11 protein-coding genes are annotated in these 17,606 nt (G+C 71.0%); 5 read left to right on the forward strand and 6 right to left on the reverse strand.

Annotated features, from left to right (window positions below):
- The first annotated feature begins 390 nt into the window (after positions 1-390).
- Entirely contained in the window at positions 391-1,566 is a 1,176-nt protein-coding gene (locus J2S43_RS06580; RefSeq protein ID WP_306827701.1) for a DUF808 domain-containing protein, read from the forward strand.
- A 449-nt stretch (positions 1,567-2,015) separates the two neighbouring features.
- Here J2S43_RS06580 and J2S43_RS06585 read toward each other — a convergent pair whose 3' ends face one another.
- Complete coding sequence (locus J2S43_RS06585) at positions 2,016-2,519, reverse strand: RDD family protein (protein ID WP_306827702.1); 504 nt, start codon at positions 2,517-2,519, stop codon at positions 2,016-2,018.
- A 386-nt stretch (positions 2,520-2,905) separates the two neighbouring features.
- Here J2S43_RS06585 and J2S43_RS06590 point away from each other — a divergent pair, with 386 nt between their 5' ends.
- The gene (locus J2S43_RS06590) at positions 2,906-5,806 is read left to right on the forward strand and encodes a GH92 family glycosyl hydrolase (protein WP_306827703.1); all 2,901 of its coding nucleotides are present in this window, start codon (positions 2,906-2,908) and stop codon (positions 5,804-5,806) included.
- A gap of 310 nt (positions 5,807-6,116) precedes the next feature.
- Positions 6,117-6,710, forward strand: coding sequence for a HipA domain-containing protein (locus J2S43_RS06595; protein ID WP_503125041.1), 594 nt, complete (start codon positions 6,117-6,119; stop codon positions 6,708-6,710).
- 42 nt (positions 6,711-6,752) lie between these two features.
- On the opposite strand, the gene J2S43_RS06600 is transcribed toward J2S43_RS06595, so the two are convergent.
- The 4 genes from J2S43_RS06600 to J2S43_RS06615 are packed head-to-tail and all read right to left on the reverse strand — an operon-like array spanning position 6,753 to position 11,317.
- Positions 6,753-7,217: a flavin reductase family protein gene (locus tag J2S43_RS06600; RefSeq protein WP_306827705.1), complete on the reverse strand. Its 465-nt coding sequence runs from the start codon at positions 7,215-7,217 to the stop codon at positions 6,753-6,755.
- A complete protein-coding gene (locus J2S43_RS06605; RefSeq protein WP_306827706.1) occupies positions 7,218-8,366 on the reverse strand; it encodes an acyl-CoA dehydrogenase family protein in 1,149 nt (382 codons plus the stop codon).
- Positions 8,367-8,405: 39 nt separating this feature from the next.
- Positions 8,406-8,999, reverse strand: coding sequence for a TetR/AcrR family transcriptional regulator (locus J2S43_RS06610; RefSeq protein WP_306827707.1), 594 nt, complete (start codon positions 8,997-8,999; stop codon positions 8,406-8,408).
- A 53-nt stretch (positions 9,000-9,052) separates the two neighbouring features.
- Entirely contained in the window at positions 9,053-11,317 is a 2,265-nt protein-coding gene (locus J2S43_RS06615) for a rhamnogalacturonan lyase (RefSeq protein ID WP_306827708.1), read from the reverse strand.
- A gap of 230 nt (positions 11,318-11,547) precedes the next feature.
- On the opposite strand from J2S43_RS06615, the gene J2S43_RS06620 reads away from it, so the two are divergent.
- The gene (locus J2S43_RS06620) at positions 11,548-13,170 is read left to right on the forward strand and encodes a sulfatase family protein (protein ID WP_306827710.1); all 1,623 of its coding nucleotides are present in this window, start codon (positions 11,548-11,550) and stop codon (positions 13,168-13,170) included.
- 84 nt (positions 13,171-13,254) lie between these two features.
- On the forward strand, positions 13,255-16,797 hold the full coding sequence (locus J2S43_RS06625) for a glycoside hydrolase family 9 protein (protein WP_306827711.1): 3,543 nt from the start codon (positions 13,255-13,257) through the stop codon (positions 16,795-16,797).
- Here J2S43_RS06625 and J2S43_RS06630 read toward each other — a convergent pair.
- Positions 16,767-17,513, reverse strand: coding sequence for an AfsR/SARP family transcriptional regulator (locus tag J2S43_RS06630; protein WP_306827712.1), 747 nt, complete (start codon positions 17,511-17,513; stop codon positions 16,767-16,769). The genes J2S43_RS06625 and J2S43_RS06630 overlap by 31 nt on opposite strands.
- Positions 17,514-17,606 lie beyond the last annotated feature (93 nt).

The raw sequence follows: 17,606 nt of genomic DNA on the forward strand, positions 1-17,606 counted from the left end.
CAGCGGCAACCGATATAAAGTGAAATTTCGGGCGCGCAGCGCCCGACAACGCTCGACCTCGCCGCTCGACCTCGACCTCGACCTCGACCTCGGCCTCGAAGGGTCAGTAGGTCGAATCCGACATAAGGGCGCTGGGCTGCCCGGCCGCCGTCTCCGCATGGCGGGGGGACTGCCGGTCGGCGGGCCTGGCCGTCCCGGCCGGCGTAGCGGGCGTGGCGTGCGAGAGGGTGAGATGTCGTCGGAATCGCGCCGGCGGACGGCGACACCACGTGTTGGCATGATCAACACGTTGTGCCCGTACGGGGGTGGTGGCGTCTGGCGCGCCGGGATGGCCGGGGGCAGGGATAATCGTCGCGAGAGACGTGCACATGATGACTTGGAGGATCTGCCTTGAGCGGTGGACTAGCAGCCCTGCTGGACGATATCGCGGTGCTGGCGCGAGCGGCCGCCGCGTCGATCGATGACGTCGGTGTGGCGGCCGCGAAGGCGGGTTCGAAGGCCGCGGGCGTCGTCATCGACGATGCCGCGGTGACCCCGCAGTACGTGCGGGGACTGGCCGCGAACCGGGAACTGCCGATCATCAAGCGCATCGCGCTCGGGTCGCTGGGCAACAAGGCCATCATCATCGTGGTGGCGTTGCTGCTCAGCCAGTTCCTGCCCTGGCTACTCACGCCGATCCTGATGCTCGGCGGCGCCTATCTGTGTTACGAGGGCGCGGAGAAGGTCTGGGCGAAGGTCTCCGGCCACGGGCACGGCGACGGCGAGGAGAAGCTCAAGGACGAGAAGACGCTGATCTCCGGCGCGGTCCGGACCGACCTGATCCTCTCCGCGGAGATCATGGTGATCTCGCTGAACGAGGTCGCCGAGCAGAGCTTCGTGTCCCGCCTGGTCATCCTGTGCGTCGTCGCGGTCGTGATGACCATCGCGGTCTACGGCGCGGTCGCGATCATCGTGAAGATGGACGACGTCGGCCTCAGCCTGGCCGAGCGCAACAACGGCGCGGTCGCGGGCTTCGGCCGCGGCCTGGTCAAGGCGATGCCGATGGTCCTCACCGCGCTGACCATCATCGGCACCGCCGCCATGCTCTGGGTCGGCGGCCACATCCTCCTGGTCGGCACGCACGAGCTCGGCTGGCACACGATCTACGACATCGTGCACCACATGGAGGAGGCCGCCCACGACGCCACCGGCCCGCTCGGCGGCTTCGTCGGCTGGCTGGTCAACACGATCGCCAGCGCGATCATCGGCCTCGTCGTCGGCGCCGTGATCGTGGTGATCATGACGTTTACGATCCACCGCGGCAAGCACGGCGACGACCACCACGCCGGCGACCACAAGGTCGAGGTCACCGACACGTCGGGCGCGACCGCCGGTGCGGCCCCCGCCGCGACGGCCGGCCCGGTTCCGGGTGGCGCGGCCCCCGCACCGATCGACGGCAACCTCGCCGCGAAGCCGGCGGCGGAGACCACCGGCGGCCCGGCCACCGCTTCGGACACCCGGCCCGAGACCGGCCCGGCCGACACGAAGCCCGGCGGCAGGCCGGAACCCGGCACCACCGGCGGCTGATCGCCCGGAAGTCGAGATGGTGCCGGTCCGCCATCGGTGGCCGGCACCATGTGTGGCCGGCGGTGTCGTCGTCCGGGACGAAGCCCGGCAGCAAGCCGGAATCTTGGCGGGAAGCCGGTGGCTGATCGCCCGGAAGTCGAGATGGTGCCGGTCCCGCATCGGTGGCCGGCACCATGTGTGGCCGGCGGTGTCGTCTCCGGGACGAAGCCCGGCGGCAAGCCGGAAGCCGGCGGCTGATCGCCCGGACGTCGGGATTGTGCCGGTCCCGCATCGGTGGCCCGGCACCATCGACGGATGACGGTGTCGTCGTCCGAGACGACGGCGGCGAGGTCGATGCGCCGGCGGTCGCGCCGGGATGAGAGTCGACCACAGGATGTCGTACGGCCCCGGAACGCGAGCCGCCCCGCCATGATCATGGCGGGGCGGCTTCGCTGTGCGGCGAGGTGCGGTCAGGAGCGCACGACCAGGGTCTTGGCGGCCATGTCGCCGACGCGGCGGCGCCTGTCGTTCGTCAGGACCACGATGAACGCGACCAGGTAGCCGAACATGCCGTCCACGACCCGCAGCAGCGTGCGGATGAACGCCTGACCCCAGGTCGGCGTCGCGCCGGACGTCTCACCGACCACCCGGATGCCGGTGCACATCTTGCCGACGGTACGGCCGAGGAACCGCTCCATCAGCACGTAGTACGCCAGCGCGAACACCGCGTACAGCACGGTTCCGGTCGGCGACATCTGCCACATCGTGCTCGTGCCGGACGTGGTCACGGCCGTGGTCGTCTGCACGCCGGTCGCCATCATGATGCCGGCGCCGACTCCGACCAGGATGACGCCGTCGATCAGGTTGGCCATGACGCGCCGCCCGGTCACCCTCACGTCCGCCGACGTGCCGGCCGCCGGCGCGGCCGTCTCCCACGGTGCCTTGGTGTGCTGCCGCTCCTCGGTGATGCTCATCGGTGTACCTCCCCAGTGGACGGTGATGGTGATCCCATACCCACGGTGAGTTCGATCGATAACCTGTTCTCTCGATTTCCTTCCGGCTCGATCGGTGGCAGGGCAGCGGCTCGCCGCCGGCCGGCCCGGTGCGGCGCGGCCGGCACCGGGCCGTGCACCAGGCCACGGGCGGACCGACACCGGGGCCGGCCCGTGGCCCACGGCGCGGAGGCGGTCGTCCTCCGCGCCGGCGTAGAAGTCAGCGAAGCCCACGGTCCTGTTACGCGCCGGGGACCCCATCCACGTACCGACGCGTGGTGTTGATCTTCGGGTTGTATCGGTGTTCATCACGTGGTCGGGTGCGGGCACGATACTGCCGGACGCACATCCCGTGAAAGGAACATCGCATGCTCGGGTGGAGTATCCCGCGCCGGTGGGCGGCGGCCGCGATCGCGGCGACCGTCCTGGCGCCTCTCGCCGGCACACCGGCGGGCGCGGCGGCGAAGGCGATCGCGCCGTTCGACGCGGTCGACCAGTTCATCGGCACCGAGATGGACACGACGCAGAACAAGAGCAATGACGCGTACGGCAACACGTACCCGGGTGCGGCGCTGCCGTTCGGCATGGTCCAGCCGAGCCCGACGACGTACAAGCCGGGCAACGCGCTGGTGGGGGAGAAGGGCGGGTACGAGTACACCGCCGACCTGATCCGTGGCTTCGGCATGACCCGCCACTCCGGAACCGGGTGCACCGGCCGATTCGGCGGCTACGAGTTCCCGGTCATCCCGTACGCGGGAGAGCTGCCCGGCGGGGTGCTGCCGTCCAGCCCGGCGAACGACATCAAGCCGTACTACCTGAAGTTCGCGCACGCGAACGAGGTGTCCGAGCCGGGTTACTACAGCGTGGCGCTGGACAACGGGGTCACCACGGAGCTGACCGCGACCACGCGCACCGCGGTGAGCCGGTTCGACTTCGCGCAGAACGCCACGCTGATCCTGGACGTGTCCGGTCCGAACAACCGCACGTTCGGCAGCGCGGTCACGATCGACCCGGCGACGCGCACGGTGTCCGGCTGGATGTACGGCACGGACGTCTGTGACAACGGCAACCTCTACCGCGCCTACTTCTCCACGGTGTACGACACGGACTTCGCGTCGTACGGCGTGTGGAAGGACGACGTGCTGACCGCGGGTGCGGCGAGCGTCGAGAAGAGCGGCACGGACACCGGCGTGGACTTCCGGCACGACAACGGCGCATGGGTCACGTTCCCGGCCGGTTCGACCGTCACCGCGAGCACCGGTTTCAGTTACGTGAGCGTGGCGAACGCGGCCGCGAACCGTACCTCCGAGGTCGGTAAGAAGAAGTTCGACGCGATCCGTAAGGACGCGCGGAAGTCCTGGGAGAGGGCGCTCGGCACGGTCGACGTGAAGGGCGGCTCCGAGGAACAGCGTGTCGAGTTCTACACCGCGCTCTACCACTCGTTCCTGCACCCGAACGCGCGTGAGGACGTCAACGGCCAATACCTGGGGTACGACCGGCAGGTCCACCAGGTCGAGAAGGGCCGGCACTTCTACACCAACATCAACTTCGCGGGTTCCGGCTGGGACATGTACCGCAGTCAGGCGCAGCTGCTCGCGCTGACGCACCCCGCCGTGGCCGCGGACATCAACGCGTCGATCGTGGCGTTGACCGGGCAGACCGGCGGCTGGGCGCCCGGCGCGTCCCGCATGCAGGGCGACAACCTGCAGGTCATCCTGTCCACGCTGGACGACATGGGCATCACCGACTACGACCGCGCGGCCGCGCTCAAGTCCATGATCACGACGCAGAGGCTGCCCGCGACCGCGTCGAAGCGCACGGACGCGTACCAGTACTTCGCGACCGGCCTGATCGAGAACCGCAAGGGCGACTTCGCCACGTCCCGGGTCCTGGAGTACTCGATCGACGACTTCGCGATCGCGCAGCAGGCCCTCCGCCTCGGTGATCGTGACTCCTACGACTTCTTCATGGCGCGCGCGCAGAGCTGGATGAACGTGTTCGACCCGGCCACCGGCCACATCCGTCCCCGAGAGCGCACCGGCTTCGACCAGAACTTCGACCTGCGGGTACGCGAGGACGGCGCCGGCCGCGGCCAGTTCAACCAGTCGACCGGCTACCAGTACGGCTGGCTCGTCCCGCACAACCTGTCCACGTTGATTGCCAAGCGCGGTGGTGTTGATGCGTCTCGTCAACAGGTTGACGTGTTGATGGCACAGCTTGACGCGGGCGCGTACACCCAGACCGGCAACTACCTGTCCAACCAGCCCGCGTTCGGCACGCCCTGGGTCTACAACTGGCTGCGGGCGCCGTCGAAGACCGTGGACACCGTGTACCGCGCGGTCACCGAGATGTACGACACGACGCCGTCCGGCCTGCCCGGCAACGACGACCAGGGCGCGCTCAGCGCGTGGCTGGTCTTCGCGCACCTCGGCTTCTACCCGGCGATCTACGGCACCGGCACGCTGGTCATGCACGCGCCGATGTTCGAGCAGATCGACATCCGGCCGATCGGCGGCGACGCGGGCATCGAGATCCAGGCGCCCGGCGTCGCAGGCGGCAAGCGCTACGTCAAGGACCTGCGGGTCGACGGCGAGCGCCAGACCGCGTCGTGGGTCGGCGCCGACTTCGTCCGCGAGGGCGGCAAGCTGCGCTTCGTCATGTCCGCCACGCCCACCGCGTGGGGCACCGGCGCCGCCGACGTGCCACCGTCCTACCTGGACGGCATGGATGCCCGTAACAACATCGGCACCACCCCCAACGGCCAGGGCAACCTCGGCTCGATGGACCTGAGCGACTGGTCGTACTCCCGCGACTCGCTCGCCGCCGCCGGTGCCGCACCGGGCTCTTCGATCCCGCACGGCGACCTGACGTTCACCTGGCCGGCCTCCGCGCCGGGCACGCCGGACAACTGGATCCCGCACGGCCAGCGGGTCGATCTGGCCAACCGCTCAGCCAGCGCGGTGTCGTTCCTCGGCCTGGCCACGAACGGCCCCTCCACCGGCACCGCCCAGGTCGTCTACACCGACGGCACCACCCAGGACGTCCCGCTCACGCTGGGCGACTGGGCCGCGACCGCCCCGGCCGGCAGTACCGCGCTGCTGACCGTCCCCGGCCGCAACAACGCCAACGGCACCACCGGCGACGGCACCTTCCGCGTCTTCGCCACCGACCCGGCCACCCTGGATACAGCCAAGATCGTCGACGCGGTCATCCTGCCCCAGGGCAGCGACCGCGGCATCATGCACATCTTCGACGTCACCATCGGCTGACCCACCGACCCGAAGGCGCCCTCCCCACCGGGGAGGGCGCCTTCGGCGTCTTCAGGGGCCACATTGCGTGCTCCGAAGATCGGTCGAGTGACGTGCGAGTATACGGCCGATACGGTTGCGGGGCGGGTTCTGTCGACCCCACTGCTGTCGTGCTCTCTTCCTGTGCGCCGCGGCCGACATGACGCCTGGCCTTTCATCACCGGACTGCTACCGGAGGCCAGCACCGTAGTGCCATGGCCGGCCTTGCCGGGGTGAGCGTCGTCGATCTGCTCGGCATGCTCGGCCGCTTCGGCCGCGATGTCGCCGGTGTATCGGGGAAGCCGAGTGCATCGTGGTCGAACGGTTCGACCGCGCCGTCACCGCACCGGGCGAGGCCGCGGTTCGGCTGCACCAAGAGGACGTCTGCCAGGCCTTGGGTATCGATCCGGACCACGCGCAGGGCCGCGGCAAGTACGAGGCGCACGGCGGCCCGACCTTCCGGCAGGTGGCCGGTCTGCTCGAACGGTGGTCGGCCGACTCGCGCGCGGAGCGGCTGCGTCTGCTCGACCGGGCTACGTTCACCGTGGCGATCGGTGACGCGGACGCGCACGGAAAGAATGTGGCGCTGCTGCATCCGGCGCCGGGTGAGATCACCCTGGCGCCGCTCTACGACACCGTACCCACGATGGCCCGGCCGAAGCTGTGGGCGGAGGCCGCCATGAGCATCGGTGGCGTGACCCGGCTCCCCGAGGTCGACAGCGATGCGCTGATCCGGGAAGGCGTCGCCTGGGGCCTGCCGGCGAACGTCGTCTCCTCCCGTGTGCGGGAATTGCTGGAGCGCCTGCGAGACGTGCTCGCCGCCGCCGACGGCACCGTACCCGCGATGGGTTTGGTCGAGGACCGGGTGTCGAGACTGCTGGATTGACCGGGAACCCGGCGGCCCCGGAAGGAGCCGCCGGGCGCGTGGTCAGACGAGTTGGCGGAAGGTGCTGGCGTGGAAGACCAGGGGTGGCGCGGCCGGCTGGTGGTCGACCGCGTGGATGGTGAGCAGCGCGATGACGTGGTCGCCGGCCGGGAGCTCCTGGTGGAGCGTGCAGTCGAACCAGGCCGCCGCGCCGCCGATCCGCACCGCGCCGGATGGCGTGGCGGTCCAGTCGACGCCCGCGAAACGGTCCGTGGCGCCGGCCAGCCGGCGGGTCAGCGCGCCGTGGCCGGCGGCGAGCACGCTCACCCCGATGCCGCCGGCCCGGCGGAGGGCCGGCCAGGTGCGGGACGTGCGCTGGAGCGACACCGCGAGCAGCGGCGGGTCGAGGGAGACGGAGAGGAACGAGCTGACCGCCATTCCCTCGGGTGCGCCGTCGACGAGCCCGGACAGTGCCGTGACCCCGCTCGGGAAGCGCGCGAAGGCGGCGCGCAGCGTGGCGGCGTCCACCTAGACCGCCAGGTAGTCGGTGAGGTTCGGCAGCGCGCCGGTCACCTCGTACGCGCCGATGAACGCCATCTTCGCGTCCAGCGAGTCGTGCGAGGCGAACGCGCGGGCGTTGCGCCAGTACCGGTCGAACCGGTACCGGTTGCTGGTGCCGCGGCCGCCGGTCAGCTCGTGGACCTGCGCGGTCACCCGCAGCCCGGCCGTCGTGCTGGCCACCTTCGCCCGGAAGCCGCGCACGCCGGTCTCCGCCGGGTCGGCGCTGCCGGACGCGATCTCCGAAGCCACGCTCATCAGCAGCGCCCGCGCGGCCGCGAGCTCGCTGGACATCTCGCCGAGCCGGCGGTGGATCAGCGGATCCTCCTGAGCCCCGGCGAACTTGGGCATGCTGGACCGCTTGACGGTCCGCAGGTAGCCCACGGTCGCTTCGAGCGCGCCCTCGCCGAGCCCCTGCAGCAGCGCCGCGTGGGTGAGCATGACCGCGCTGAGCAGGTACGGGTCGATGGCCGCGGGCGGGAAGTGCCAGCCGTCCGCCACGAACACGTTCTGATAGGTGATCGTCTGGCTGTCCGTGCCGCGCTGGCCCATGTTGTCCCAGTCGTGTGCCGCGGTCAGCCCGGGGTCGTCGAGCCGGACCAGCGCCTGGTGCGGCACGCCCTCCAGCAGGAACCGCACGTGCAGCAGGTCGCGCCCGCCGCCACCGCTGTTGGTGTTGAACGTCTTGGTGCCGTCGATGACGATGCCGCCGGGCACGCGCCGTCCGGTCACCGGCCCCTTGCCGCCGGCCTCGGACGCGGACGACACCAGCCGCCGCCCGCTCTCCAGGAGCTCGTCCGCCACCTGCCGCCGGACCTCACGGGGGACGTCGGAGATGAAGATCTGGCGGGCGACCAGCGCGTTCGCGCTCCAGCACTGCCCGGTGGAGCCGTCCGCCGCGGACACCTCCACGATGCTCTCGATCGTCTCCGGCAGGCCGCCCCACGCGCCGTCCCACGCGCCGCCGAACTCGACCGGCACGCTGAGCCGGTTCAGCCCGGCCCCGGCGAGCAACCGCATGTTGGCCGCGACGTCCGTACCCTCGGCGTCGGCCCGGAAGCCGTTCGCCGTCAGCTCGGGACGCAGCGCGCGGGCACGGGACACCAGTTCGGTGATCATCTGTTCTCCTCGCTTCGGTGGAACCGAGGGGAACGCTAATCACGCCGCGGCTGTCTGCCCTGGTCCTGGCGTTAAGTGAGGAACGCCGGTGAGCGGATGTATCGGTTCCGCGCTCGGCAGGGGCCCGGTGCGCGCCGCGAACGACTGCAGCAGGTACGCGGCCAGCCGACGGGCCGCGTGCGGCGACGTGGAAGCCAGGCTCTCCCCGGCCTTCACCAGCAGCAGCAGGTCGTTCGGCTCGAAGTCGGCCCGCAGGTGCCCGGCCTCCTGGGCGCGCCGGGCCAGCTCGCACACGTTCCGCGCGGCCCGCGACTCGGCCATCAGATGCGTCACCGGCAGGTCGTCGCGCCGCGCTTCCGGATCGAAGACCCGGTCGACCATGGCGAGCAGCCCGTGCCACGGGTCCGGGTCGGCCAGCGAGCCGTCGGTGAGTTCGGTGCACAGTTCCAGCTGGCGTGCGGTGGCCGCGTCGACGAGCGCGTCCCGGGTCGGGAAGTGCCGGGTCACGGTGGCGGTGCCGACGCCGGCCCGCCGGGCGACCGCGCGCAGCGTCACGCCGGTGCCCTTGGCCGCCAGCAGCGTCCGGGCCGTGTCGATGATGTGTCGCCGGTTCCGGGCGCCGTCAGCTCGCACCCGACCACGATACGTCCGGCCGCCCCGGGCGAGGCGGCCGGACGATCCAGAGCCTAACGCCGCAGCGGTACGCGGGACCAGTCCGTGTCCGAGGCCAGGTAGAAGCCCGGGTACGACGGCTGGTTGTAGGCGGTCTGCTGGCGCGCCACCTCGGCCCGGTACTGCGGGTCGTGCATCAGCGTGTAGAGCTTGTGCCCGGTCACCTCCGTGCTCAGGTGGATCCGGATCGCGGTGCTGTCCGCGGTCCGGACCAGCAGCTCCTCCCGCCAGTCACCGAAGACGTCCGCGATCAGCGCCGCGTTGCCCTTCGTGCCGTTGTCGGCCCGGGTGCCCGCCGCGGTGAGCAGCGTGCCGCGTTTCCAGTCGTCGATCGTCGGCGTCGCGTCCCCGGAGCCGTTGAGGATCTGCGTGGTCAGGTCGCCGGACCAGCGGATGCTCTGGTTCGTGCCCGGGATCGCGCCCGGCGTGACCCGCCCCTGCGCGGTGTAGAGGCCGAGTGAGTCGGTGCCGCCGGGCAGGCTCGCCCATGCCTCCAGGCCGGGTGACTCCGGGAGCACGTCGCCGACCATGCCGCGGCCGGTGTCCCGCCCGGAGTAGACGCCGAACAGCACCTCGCCGGTCCGCGCGTCGCGCATCGCCATCCCGTACGGCGCGGACGTGGCGCCCTCGTGCACCGTGAAGATCTCCAGACCGGGCCGGGCCGGGTCGATGTCCGTGACGTGCATGGCGTCGCCGTGCCCGAGGCGCGCCTCCGTGGTGCCGTCCGGGAGAGTGTCGAACGACGAGTACAGCAGGTCACCGTCGTGGTCGATGGTCGCGGACCCGTAGACGACCTCCTGCTTGCCGTCGCCGTCCACGTCCGCCGCGGACAGCGAGTGGAAGCCCTGCGTGGTCAGCGTGCCGAACCGCGGGTCGGTGCCGTCCCGGCCGTGCGGCGAGTCGTTGAACGGGTTCGTCATCGGCGTCCAGCCGCTGTCCACGAACCAGTCCTCGACGAGCTTCCGGCCGTCCCAGCGGTACGCGACGAGCGTGCTGCGCGTGTAGTAGCCCCGGGCGAAGACCGCGGACGGGCGCCTGCCGTCCAGGTAGGCGACGCCGGACAGGAACCGGTCGACCCGGTTGCCCGGTTCGATCCGCGCCATCGCGTAGTCGCCCCACATCAGGCCGTCGTCGTGCCGGCCCGGCTTGTAGTGGATCGTCTGCAGCTCGCGGCCGGTCGCGCCCTCGAACACGGTCAGGTATTCGGGCCCGTCCAGGATGAAGCCCTCGAACGCGCGCAGGACGTTGCGGGTGCTGCGGGCCGGCGCGTACACGTCGATGAAGTGGTCGGCCAGCGCGGTCGCGTCCGCACGGCTCAGCGGGTACGTGTACCGCGGCGCGATGCCGAACGCGGCTTCCAGCGTCGCCGGCCAGCGGCCCGCGACCACCTCCGGGTGCGCGTGCCAGCCGGCGAACATCTCCACCAGGTGCTCGTAGTAGCCGGCCGCGCTGAGCCGGTAGTCGTCGGTGTTGCGGTACCCGGCCCTGACGTCGCTCTTGGGTAGCGTGATGTAACGGGAAGACAGCTCGCGCCCGTTCTTCGCGTACCGGGTGATCTTCGTACCCGGGGCGGTCTTGAACATCATCTCCGACCGGCCGTCGCCGTCGAAGTCGTAGACCAGGAACTGCGTGTAGTGCGCGCCGGCCCGCACGTTCACGCCCAGGTCGATCCGGTGCAGCAGCGTGCCGTCCAGCTCGTACGTGTCGATGTAGACGTTGCCGGTGTAGCCGACCTGCGAGACGTCCTTCGAGTTCGACGGGTCCCACTTGACCACGTACTCGTACTGCCCGTCGCCGTCCACGTCGCCGACGCTCATGTCGTTCGCCGAGTACGTGTACGCCTCACCCTTCGGCGTGACGCCGTCCGCCGGCTTGCGCAGCGGCAGGTCGTAGCTGCCCGCCGACCACGCGCTCACGGTGGCGCTGCGATCGCGCTCCCGCCCCTTCACCACGGCCGCGACCCGGTACTTCGAGGCGCCGGTCCCGGCCGTGTCCAGGAAGTTCGTGCTGTCCGTGACCGTGGCGACCCGCCGGCCGTCCCGGTAGACGTTGAAGTCCGCGCCGGTCAGCCCGGTGGCCGAGTGTCCGGTGGCCTCGTCGGCACGCAGCCGCCAGCTCAGGAACACCCCGTCCGCCGTGGACGCGGCCACCAGCCCACGATCGAGCTGCTCGAGTCTCGGGCCACGCGCGGGCGACGCCGACACCGCCGACGCCGGAAGCCCGGCGAGGACGACGGCGATCGCACAGGCCGAGGCGAGGCTTCCATAGCGGGGTCTCATCAAGTTCTCCTCGTCGAAGCGGGATAACTGGGCGGTTGATGAAACGATTTAATGGCGTGAAGGCTATGAATGCCCTCCACCCTTGTCAAGGTTTCGCGGACGTTTCTCGCTGGTAACCGGCACAGAAGGCTCCCTATCGGACGCCCGAGACAACCCCACCGAACACCCCGCCACATGGGTACGACACGGGCGCTTCGGGCTTATTGTCTGGAATGTCGAGGGGAGGGCCGGTGGGGTCTCTGTGGCGGGCCGCCGGGGCGGCGTTGGTGACGCTGGGCCTGGCGGTGACCTGTGAGCCGGGGCCGGGGGTGGGGCCGGCGACGCCGGAGGTGACCGCCGGGCGGCCGAACATCGTGTTCGTGCTGACCGACGACCTGACCGTGGACCTGCTGCGGTTCATGCCGCAGGTGCGGAGGCTGGCGGCGGAGGGCGTGTCGTTCTCGAACTACGTGGTCACGAACTCGCTGTGCTGCCCGTCGCGCGCGTCGATCCTCACCGGCAGGTTTCCGCACAACACCGGCGTGCTCGCGAACGCGGGGCCGGCCGGCGGCTTTCCGGTGTTCCGGCGGCGGGGCAACGAGGAGGACACGTTCGCGACCGGGCTGCGCGCGGCCGGATATCGCACCGCGCTGTTCGGCAAGTACCTCAACGGCTACGACCCCGCGTCCGGGCACGTGCCGCCGGGATGGGACGAGTGGGCGGTCGCCGGCAACGCGTACGCGCAGGTCGGATACGCACTCAACGAGAACGGGCGGATCCGCGGGTACGGCGGGCAGTACCTCACCGGCGTGCTCGGTGCGAAGGCCGAGTCGTTCATCCGGACCTCCGCGCAGCGCAAACAGCCGTTCCTGGTGGAGATCTCCACGTTCGCGCCGCACTCGCCGTTCGCGCCGGCGCCGCAGGACGCGAACGCGTTCCCGGGACTGACCGCGCCGCGCGGGCCCGCGTTCGACCGGCTGCCGGTGAACCCGCCGCCGTGGCTGGCCGGCCGGCCGCCGCTCAACGACGCGCAGCGGGGCAGGATCGACGACGCCTACCGCAAGCGCGCGCAGTCGGTGCTGTCGATCGACCGGATGATCGGCGGGCTGCGGGCCACGCTGGCGGAGACCGGCGTCGCGGACGACACCGTGCTCGTGTTCAGCTCGGACAACGGGTTCCACCTCGGCGAGTACCGGCTGACCGTGGGGAAGCAGACCGCGTTCGAGACGGACGTCCGCGTACCGCTGATCATGTCTGGTCCCGGGGTCGAGAAAGGCAGGAGGGTTGCGGAGACCGCGGAGAACATCGATCTGCGGCCCACGTTCGACGCGTTGGCCGGCGCTGATACGCCGCCGGACGTGGACGGCCGCAGCCTCCTGTCGTTGATCTCCACGGCGCGGGAAGACCGTGACGCGCTACCGCCGCCCTCCGCGGCCACGCCGGGGTCCCGCGGTCCGCTGTCACTGACCTCCTCCGGAATTCCGGTGTACTCCGGGATGCCGAAGGGCTCCGGAATTCCGGAGGACTCCGGTATCGTGGGGGCCGGTTGGAGAACCGCCGCGCTGATCGAGCACCATCATCCAGAGTCGGGCAGTCCAGAGTCGGGCAGTCCGGAGTCACGTCCGGACGATCCGGATCGGCAGAAGGTGATTCCGGAGTCCTATGTGGCACTCCGGACTCCGGAGTGGACGTTCGTGCGTTACGCGAGCGGCGCACGCGAGTTCTACGACCGCCGCACCGACCCGCACCAGCTGCGCAACACCGCGGCGGCGCTCAGCCCGGCCCGCCGGGCGGCGTTGGACGCGGCGCTGACCGCGCTGGCGACGTGCAGAGGCGCCGTGGCCTGCGACAAGGCCGCGATGGTGCGTGCCTGAAAGAGATCGGTAAGCCGTCGGTAAGTCCCCCCTTCCTAGCTTCAGGTGGAGCGTTTCTACGCCCTCCGAGCAACGGGGACACCCATGAGACCACCGCTCCGAACCGCCACCGCCCTCGCCGCAGCGTTACTGCTCGCGGCCGGGAGCCTGACCGTCACACCGTCACCCGCGTCCGCCGCCGCGGCCTCCTACATCCGGCTCAACCAGGTCGGCTACCAGGCCGACCAGGAGAAGATCGCGTACCTGATGGGTACGACCGCGCAGTCCGCCGCCGCGTTCAGCGTGGTCAGCTCCGCCGGCGCCACGGTCAGGTCCGGCCGGGTCGGCACCAGCCGCGGCTCCTGGAACAGCGCGTACAACGCGGTGCTGCCGATCGACTTCACCGACGTCACCACCCCCGGCACCTACACGATCCAGATCAGCGGCGTGGGTACGTCGGCGGCGTTCGAGATCGGCAGCCGCGCCGACCTGTACGCGCCGGTCTCCCGCGCGATGAGCACGTTCTTCCAGACCCAGCGCGACGGCGCGAACGTGATCCCCGGCGCGCTGAACCGGCAGCCGTCCCACCCGGACGACGTGTCCGCCACCGTCTACAACGTGCCCACGTTCCAGGACGGCAGCGACGTGATCGTCGGCAACCTCAGCGCGATCAGCAACACGCCGAAGGTGGACGTCTCCGGCGGCTGGTTCGACGCCGGCGACTACCTCAAGTTCACCCACACCACCGCGTACGCGGTCGGCGCGCTACAGGTCGCGGAGCGTTCCGGCAGCACCGACCCGGCCCGCGCCGCGGAGATCGAGCACGCGATGGCGTGGCTCGACAAGATGTGGGACGAGACCGACAACGTCCTCTACGTGCAGGTCGGCCTGGGCGGCGGCAACAGCGCGGGCACCTTCGCCGGCGACCACGGCGACTGGCGGCTGCCGGAGGCGGACTCCACGATCACCGACCGGGCCGGGACCGGGAAGTACTACCTGCGCTACCGGCCGGTGCTGCGGGCGAACGCGCCCGGCGCGCAGATCAGCCCGAACCTGGCCGGGCGGGTCTCGGCCGCGTTCGCACTCTCCGCGCAGCGGCACGCGGCCAGCGACCCCGCGCGGGCCGCGTCCGACCTGGCGAAGGCCGCCGCGATCTACGGCAAGGCGCAGATCAGCAACCCGCCGTCGAAGCTGGTCACCGCGTACCCGTTCGCCTTCTACCCGGAGACGGTGTGGCGGGACGACATCGTCTACGCCGCGACCGAGCTGGCCCGGGCCGGCCGCGCGCTCGGTGACTCCCGTGCGCAGGGCTGGCTCAACCAGGCCGCGCTGCACGCGAAGAACTACATCGAGGAGGGCGGAAGCACGCTCAACCTCTACGACGTGGGCGGCATCGCGCTGCCCGACCTGGCTGAGGAGCTCACCGCGACCGGCACCACCGGGTTCGCGGTCACGCCGGAGAGCATCCGGCAGCACCAGCAGGCGCGGCTGGACGAGGCCGTCGCCCGGGCGAACGCGGACCGCTTCCGGGCCGGTGCGGAGTATGCGAACTACGACTCCACCTCGTACACGCTGGGCCTGATCGCGCAGGCCACCCGGTACGACGAGGTCTTCGGCACGAGCACCTACCGGGCGTTCGCGCAGTCGCAGGCGAACTGGGCGCTGGGCGGCAACCCGTGGGGTGTCTCGCTGATCGTCGGCGTCGGTGACACGTTCCCGAAGTGCCCGCACCACCAGGTCGCGGATTTGAGCGGCACCGGCGCGATCCTGACCGGGGCCGCGGTCAACGGCCCGAACGGCGAGGACGAGTTCGAGGGTCTGGAGACCAGCGAGTCGTGCCCGGTCGACGGCGTCGATCAGTACGCGGCCTTCTCCGGCAACGGGGCGCGGTACCTGGACGACACCGAGGCGTGGATGAGCAACGAGCCGGCGATCGACTTCACGGCCACCGGGCTGCTGGCGTTCGCGCTACTCGGCAAGGGCACCGGCGGCGGCACGGACCCGGATCCCGACCCGGATCCGCAGCCCGAGGTCAAGAAGGACACGGTCGCGGTCTTCCGGGCCGCGGAGCACCGGGTCTTCATCCGCAACAGCCTCACCACCGGGCCGGCGGACGCCTACGTCACCGTGGGCGTGGCCGGTGACGTGGGCTTCACCGGGGACTGGGACGGCGACGGCGTGGACGGCATCGGGTTCTGGAACCCGTCGACGAGGACCGTCTATCTACGCAACTCGTTCACCGGGGACGGGCCGGCCGACCACAAATTCGTGGCGTCGTTCGCGACCGCCTCCGACGTACCGCTGGTCGGCGACTGGGACGGCAACGGCACGGACACGTTCGCGACCTGGCGGCCCGGCGACCGGACCGTGCGGATCCGCAACACGCACGACGGTGGGGCGACCCAGGTCGGGGTGCCGTTCGGCGCGTCGACGGACACGATCCTGGTCGGCGACTGGGACGGCGACGGCCAGGACAGTCTCGGCTACTACCGGCCCGGCGAGCGCCGCTTCGCGCTGCGCGACCAGCTGGAGGGCACGGCCGCGCCAGAGACGCAGTTCGTCTACGGCGGCAACGGCGACAAGCCCGTAGTCGGTGACTGGAACGGCGACGGCAAGGACACGGCCGGCGTGTTCCGGTCACCGAACAGCTGGTTCCTGAAGAACAGCAACGCGCCCGGCAACGCCGACTACGCGGAGTTCACGTTCGGGCAGACCGGCGACAAGCCGATGGCCGGTGACTGGGTGCGGGACGGCGCGCCGCCGCCCGCCGGGCAGACGCCGGGGCAGATCGCGGCCGCGAAGGGCTTCTACACCGACCCGGACTCCAACCCGCTGAAATGGGTGGCGGAGAACCCGGGCGACGCGCGTATGCCGGCGATCCGCGACAACCTGGCCACCAAGGCGGGCGCACGCTGGTTCGGGGACTGGAGCGGTGACGTGCGGGCCGCGACCGACGCCTACGTCGACGGTGCGAGCGCCGCGGGGAAGGTGCCGATCCTGGTCGCGTACAACATCCCGAAACGCGACTGCGACGGTCAGTCCGCGGGCGGTGCGGCGAGCGCGGCCGCGTACCGGACGTGGATCACCGAGTTCGCCGCCGGCGTGGCCGGGCGGCCGGCGATCGTGGTCCTGGAGCCGGACGCGGTCACCCAGGTCGACTGCCTCTCCGCAGCGCAGATGACCGAGCGGTTCGGGCTGGTCACGCACGCGGTCGACGCGTTCGGCGGCCAGACCTGGACGTACATCGACGCGGGCAACGCCGGCTGGATCGCGGCGGAGACGATCGCGGAGCGGCTGGGCCGGTCCGGGATCGCGAACGCGCACGGGTTCGCGGTGAACACGTCGAACTTCTGGCCCACCGCGGACTCCACCACGTACGCGAACGACATCAACGCGAATCTGGGCTCGGCCAAGCCGTTCGTGATCGATACCAGCCGCAACGGCAACGGGCACAAGGACGACTGGTGCAACCCGGACGGTGTGAAGCTCGGCGAGACCTCGCGGGTGAACACCTCGGGCGGCGCGGAGATGCTGCTCTGGCTGAAGGTGCCGGGTGACTCCGACGGCCCCGACTGCGGCCGGATCAGGAACCTCCCGGCCGGTACGTTCAGCCCCGACTACGCCATGTGGCTGATCAGCGGAAGTTGAGAATAGTCCTGGCGGAGGACCCGGAGACGGGCCTCCGCCAGGTGCTGTCCCGCGTCCACGCCCAGCTCGTCCGCGAGCAGCCGGGTGGTCCGGGCGATCACGTCCAGCGCCTCCGCCTGGAGCCCGCACGCGGCGAGCGTGAGCGCGCGCAGTGACTGGGCCAGCTCGTCCAGCGGCGCGGACTCCGCCATCCGCTCGACCACCGGCAGTGACCGGTGCGCGGTGCCGTCGGCCAGGCAGGCGACCGCGACCTCGGTGGTCACCTCACGGCGCACCCGGTCCAGGGTACGCACCGCGTACCGCTGGCGGAGGCCGTGTGGCGCGTCGGCCGCGACCGGGCCGCGCCACAGCTCCAGCGCCTCGATCAGGGTGCCGGTGTCCCGCCGGGCCCGGCCGTCCGCGACCAGCCGCCGGAACCGGCCGGCGTCGACGGCCTCCACGGGCACGTCCAGCCGGTAGCCGGCCGGCGTCAGCTCCAGCCGCGGGCCGCCGTGCTCGCCCAGCCAGCGCCGCAGCCGATGGATCGCCACGTGCACCGGCCCGGCCGTGCGCGTCCCGCCGAACGCGGCCCCGGCCTGCCCCACCGGCACCGGTTCCGGTTCCACCAGCAGCAGCGTGAGCAGCCCGCGCAGTCTCGGCGCGGTCAGCGTGGCGTCGGCGCCCGGCGGCCACATCCGCAGCGGCCCCAGCACACCGAACTCCAGCGCTTCGGTCATCCTCAAGTCCCCCGATCGACGGACGCACGGAGATGGTATTCCGTCGATGCGGCCCCCGCACCGGCGCCCGGATCGCCTCCTCCGTCGGGTCAG

This window comes from Catenuloplanes nepalensis (assembly GCF_030811575.1).
Classification (GTDB): Bacteria; Actinomycetota; Actinomycetes; order Mycobacteriales; family Micromonosporaceae; genus Catenuloplanes; species Catenuloplanes nepalensis.

Excerpts from the sequence above, each read along its gene's own strand:
- J2S43_RS06585 (WP_306827702.1), bottom strand. The coding sequence starts at position 2,519 with ATGAGCATCACCGAGGAGCGGCAGCACACCAAGGCACCGTGGGAGACG.
- J2S43_RS06590 (WP_306827703.1), top strand. The coding sequence starts at position 2,906 with ATGCTCGGGTGGAGTATCCCGCGCCGGTGGGCGGCGGCCGCGATCGCG.
- J2S43_RS06605 (WP_306827706.1), bottom strand. The coding sequence starts at position 8,366 with ATGATCACCGAACTGGTGTCCCGTGCCCGCGCGCTGCGTCCCGAGCTG.
- J2S43_RS06615 (WP_306827708.1), bottom strand. The coding sequence starts at position 11,317 with ATGAGACCCCGCTATGGAAGCCTCGCCTCGGCCTGTGCGATCGCCGTC.
- J2S43_RS06625 (WP_306827711.1), top strand. The coding sequence starts at position 13,255 with ATGAGACCACCGCTCCGAACCGCCACCGCCCTCGCCGCAGCGTTACTG.
- J2S43_RS06630 (WP_306827712.1), bottom strand. The coding sequence starts at position 17,513 with ATGACCGAAGCGCTGGAGTTCGGTGTGCTGGGGCCGCTGCGGATGTGG.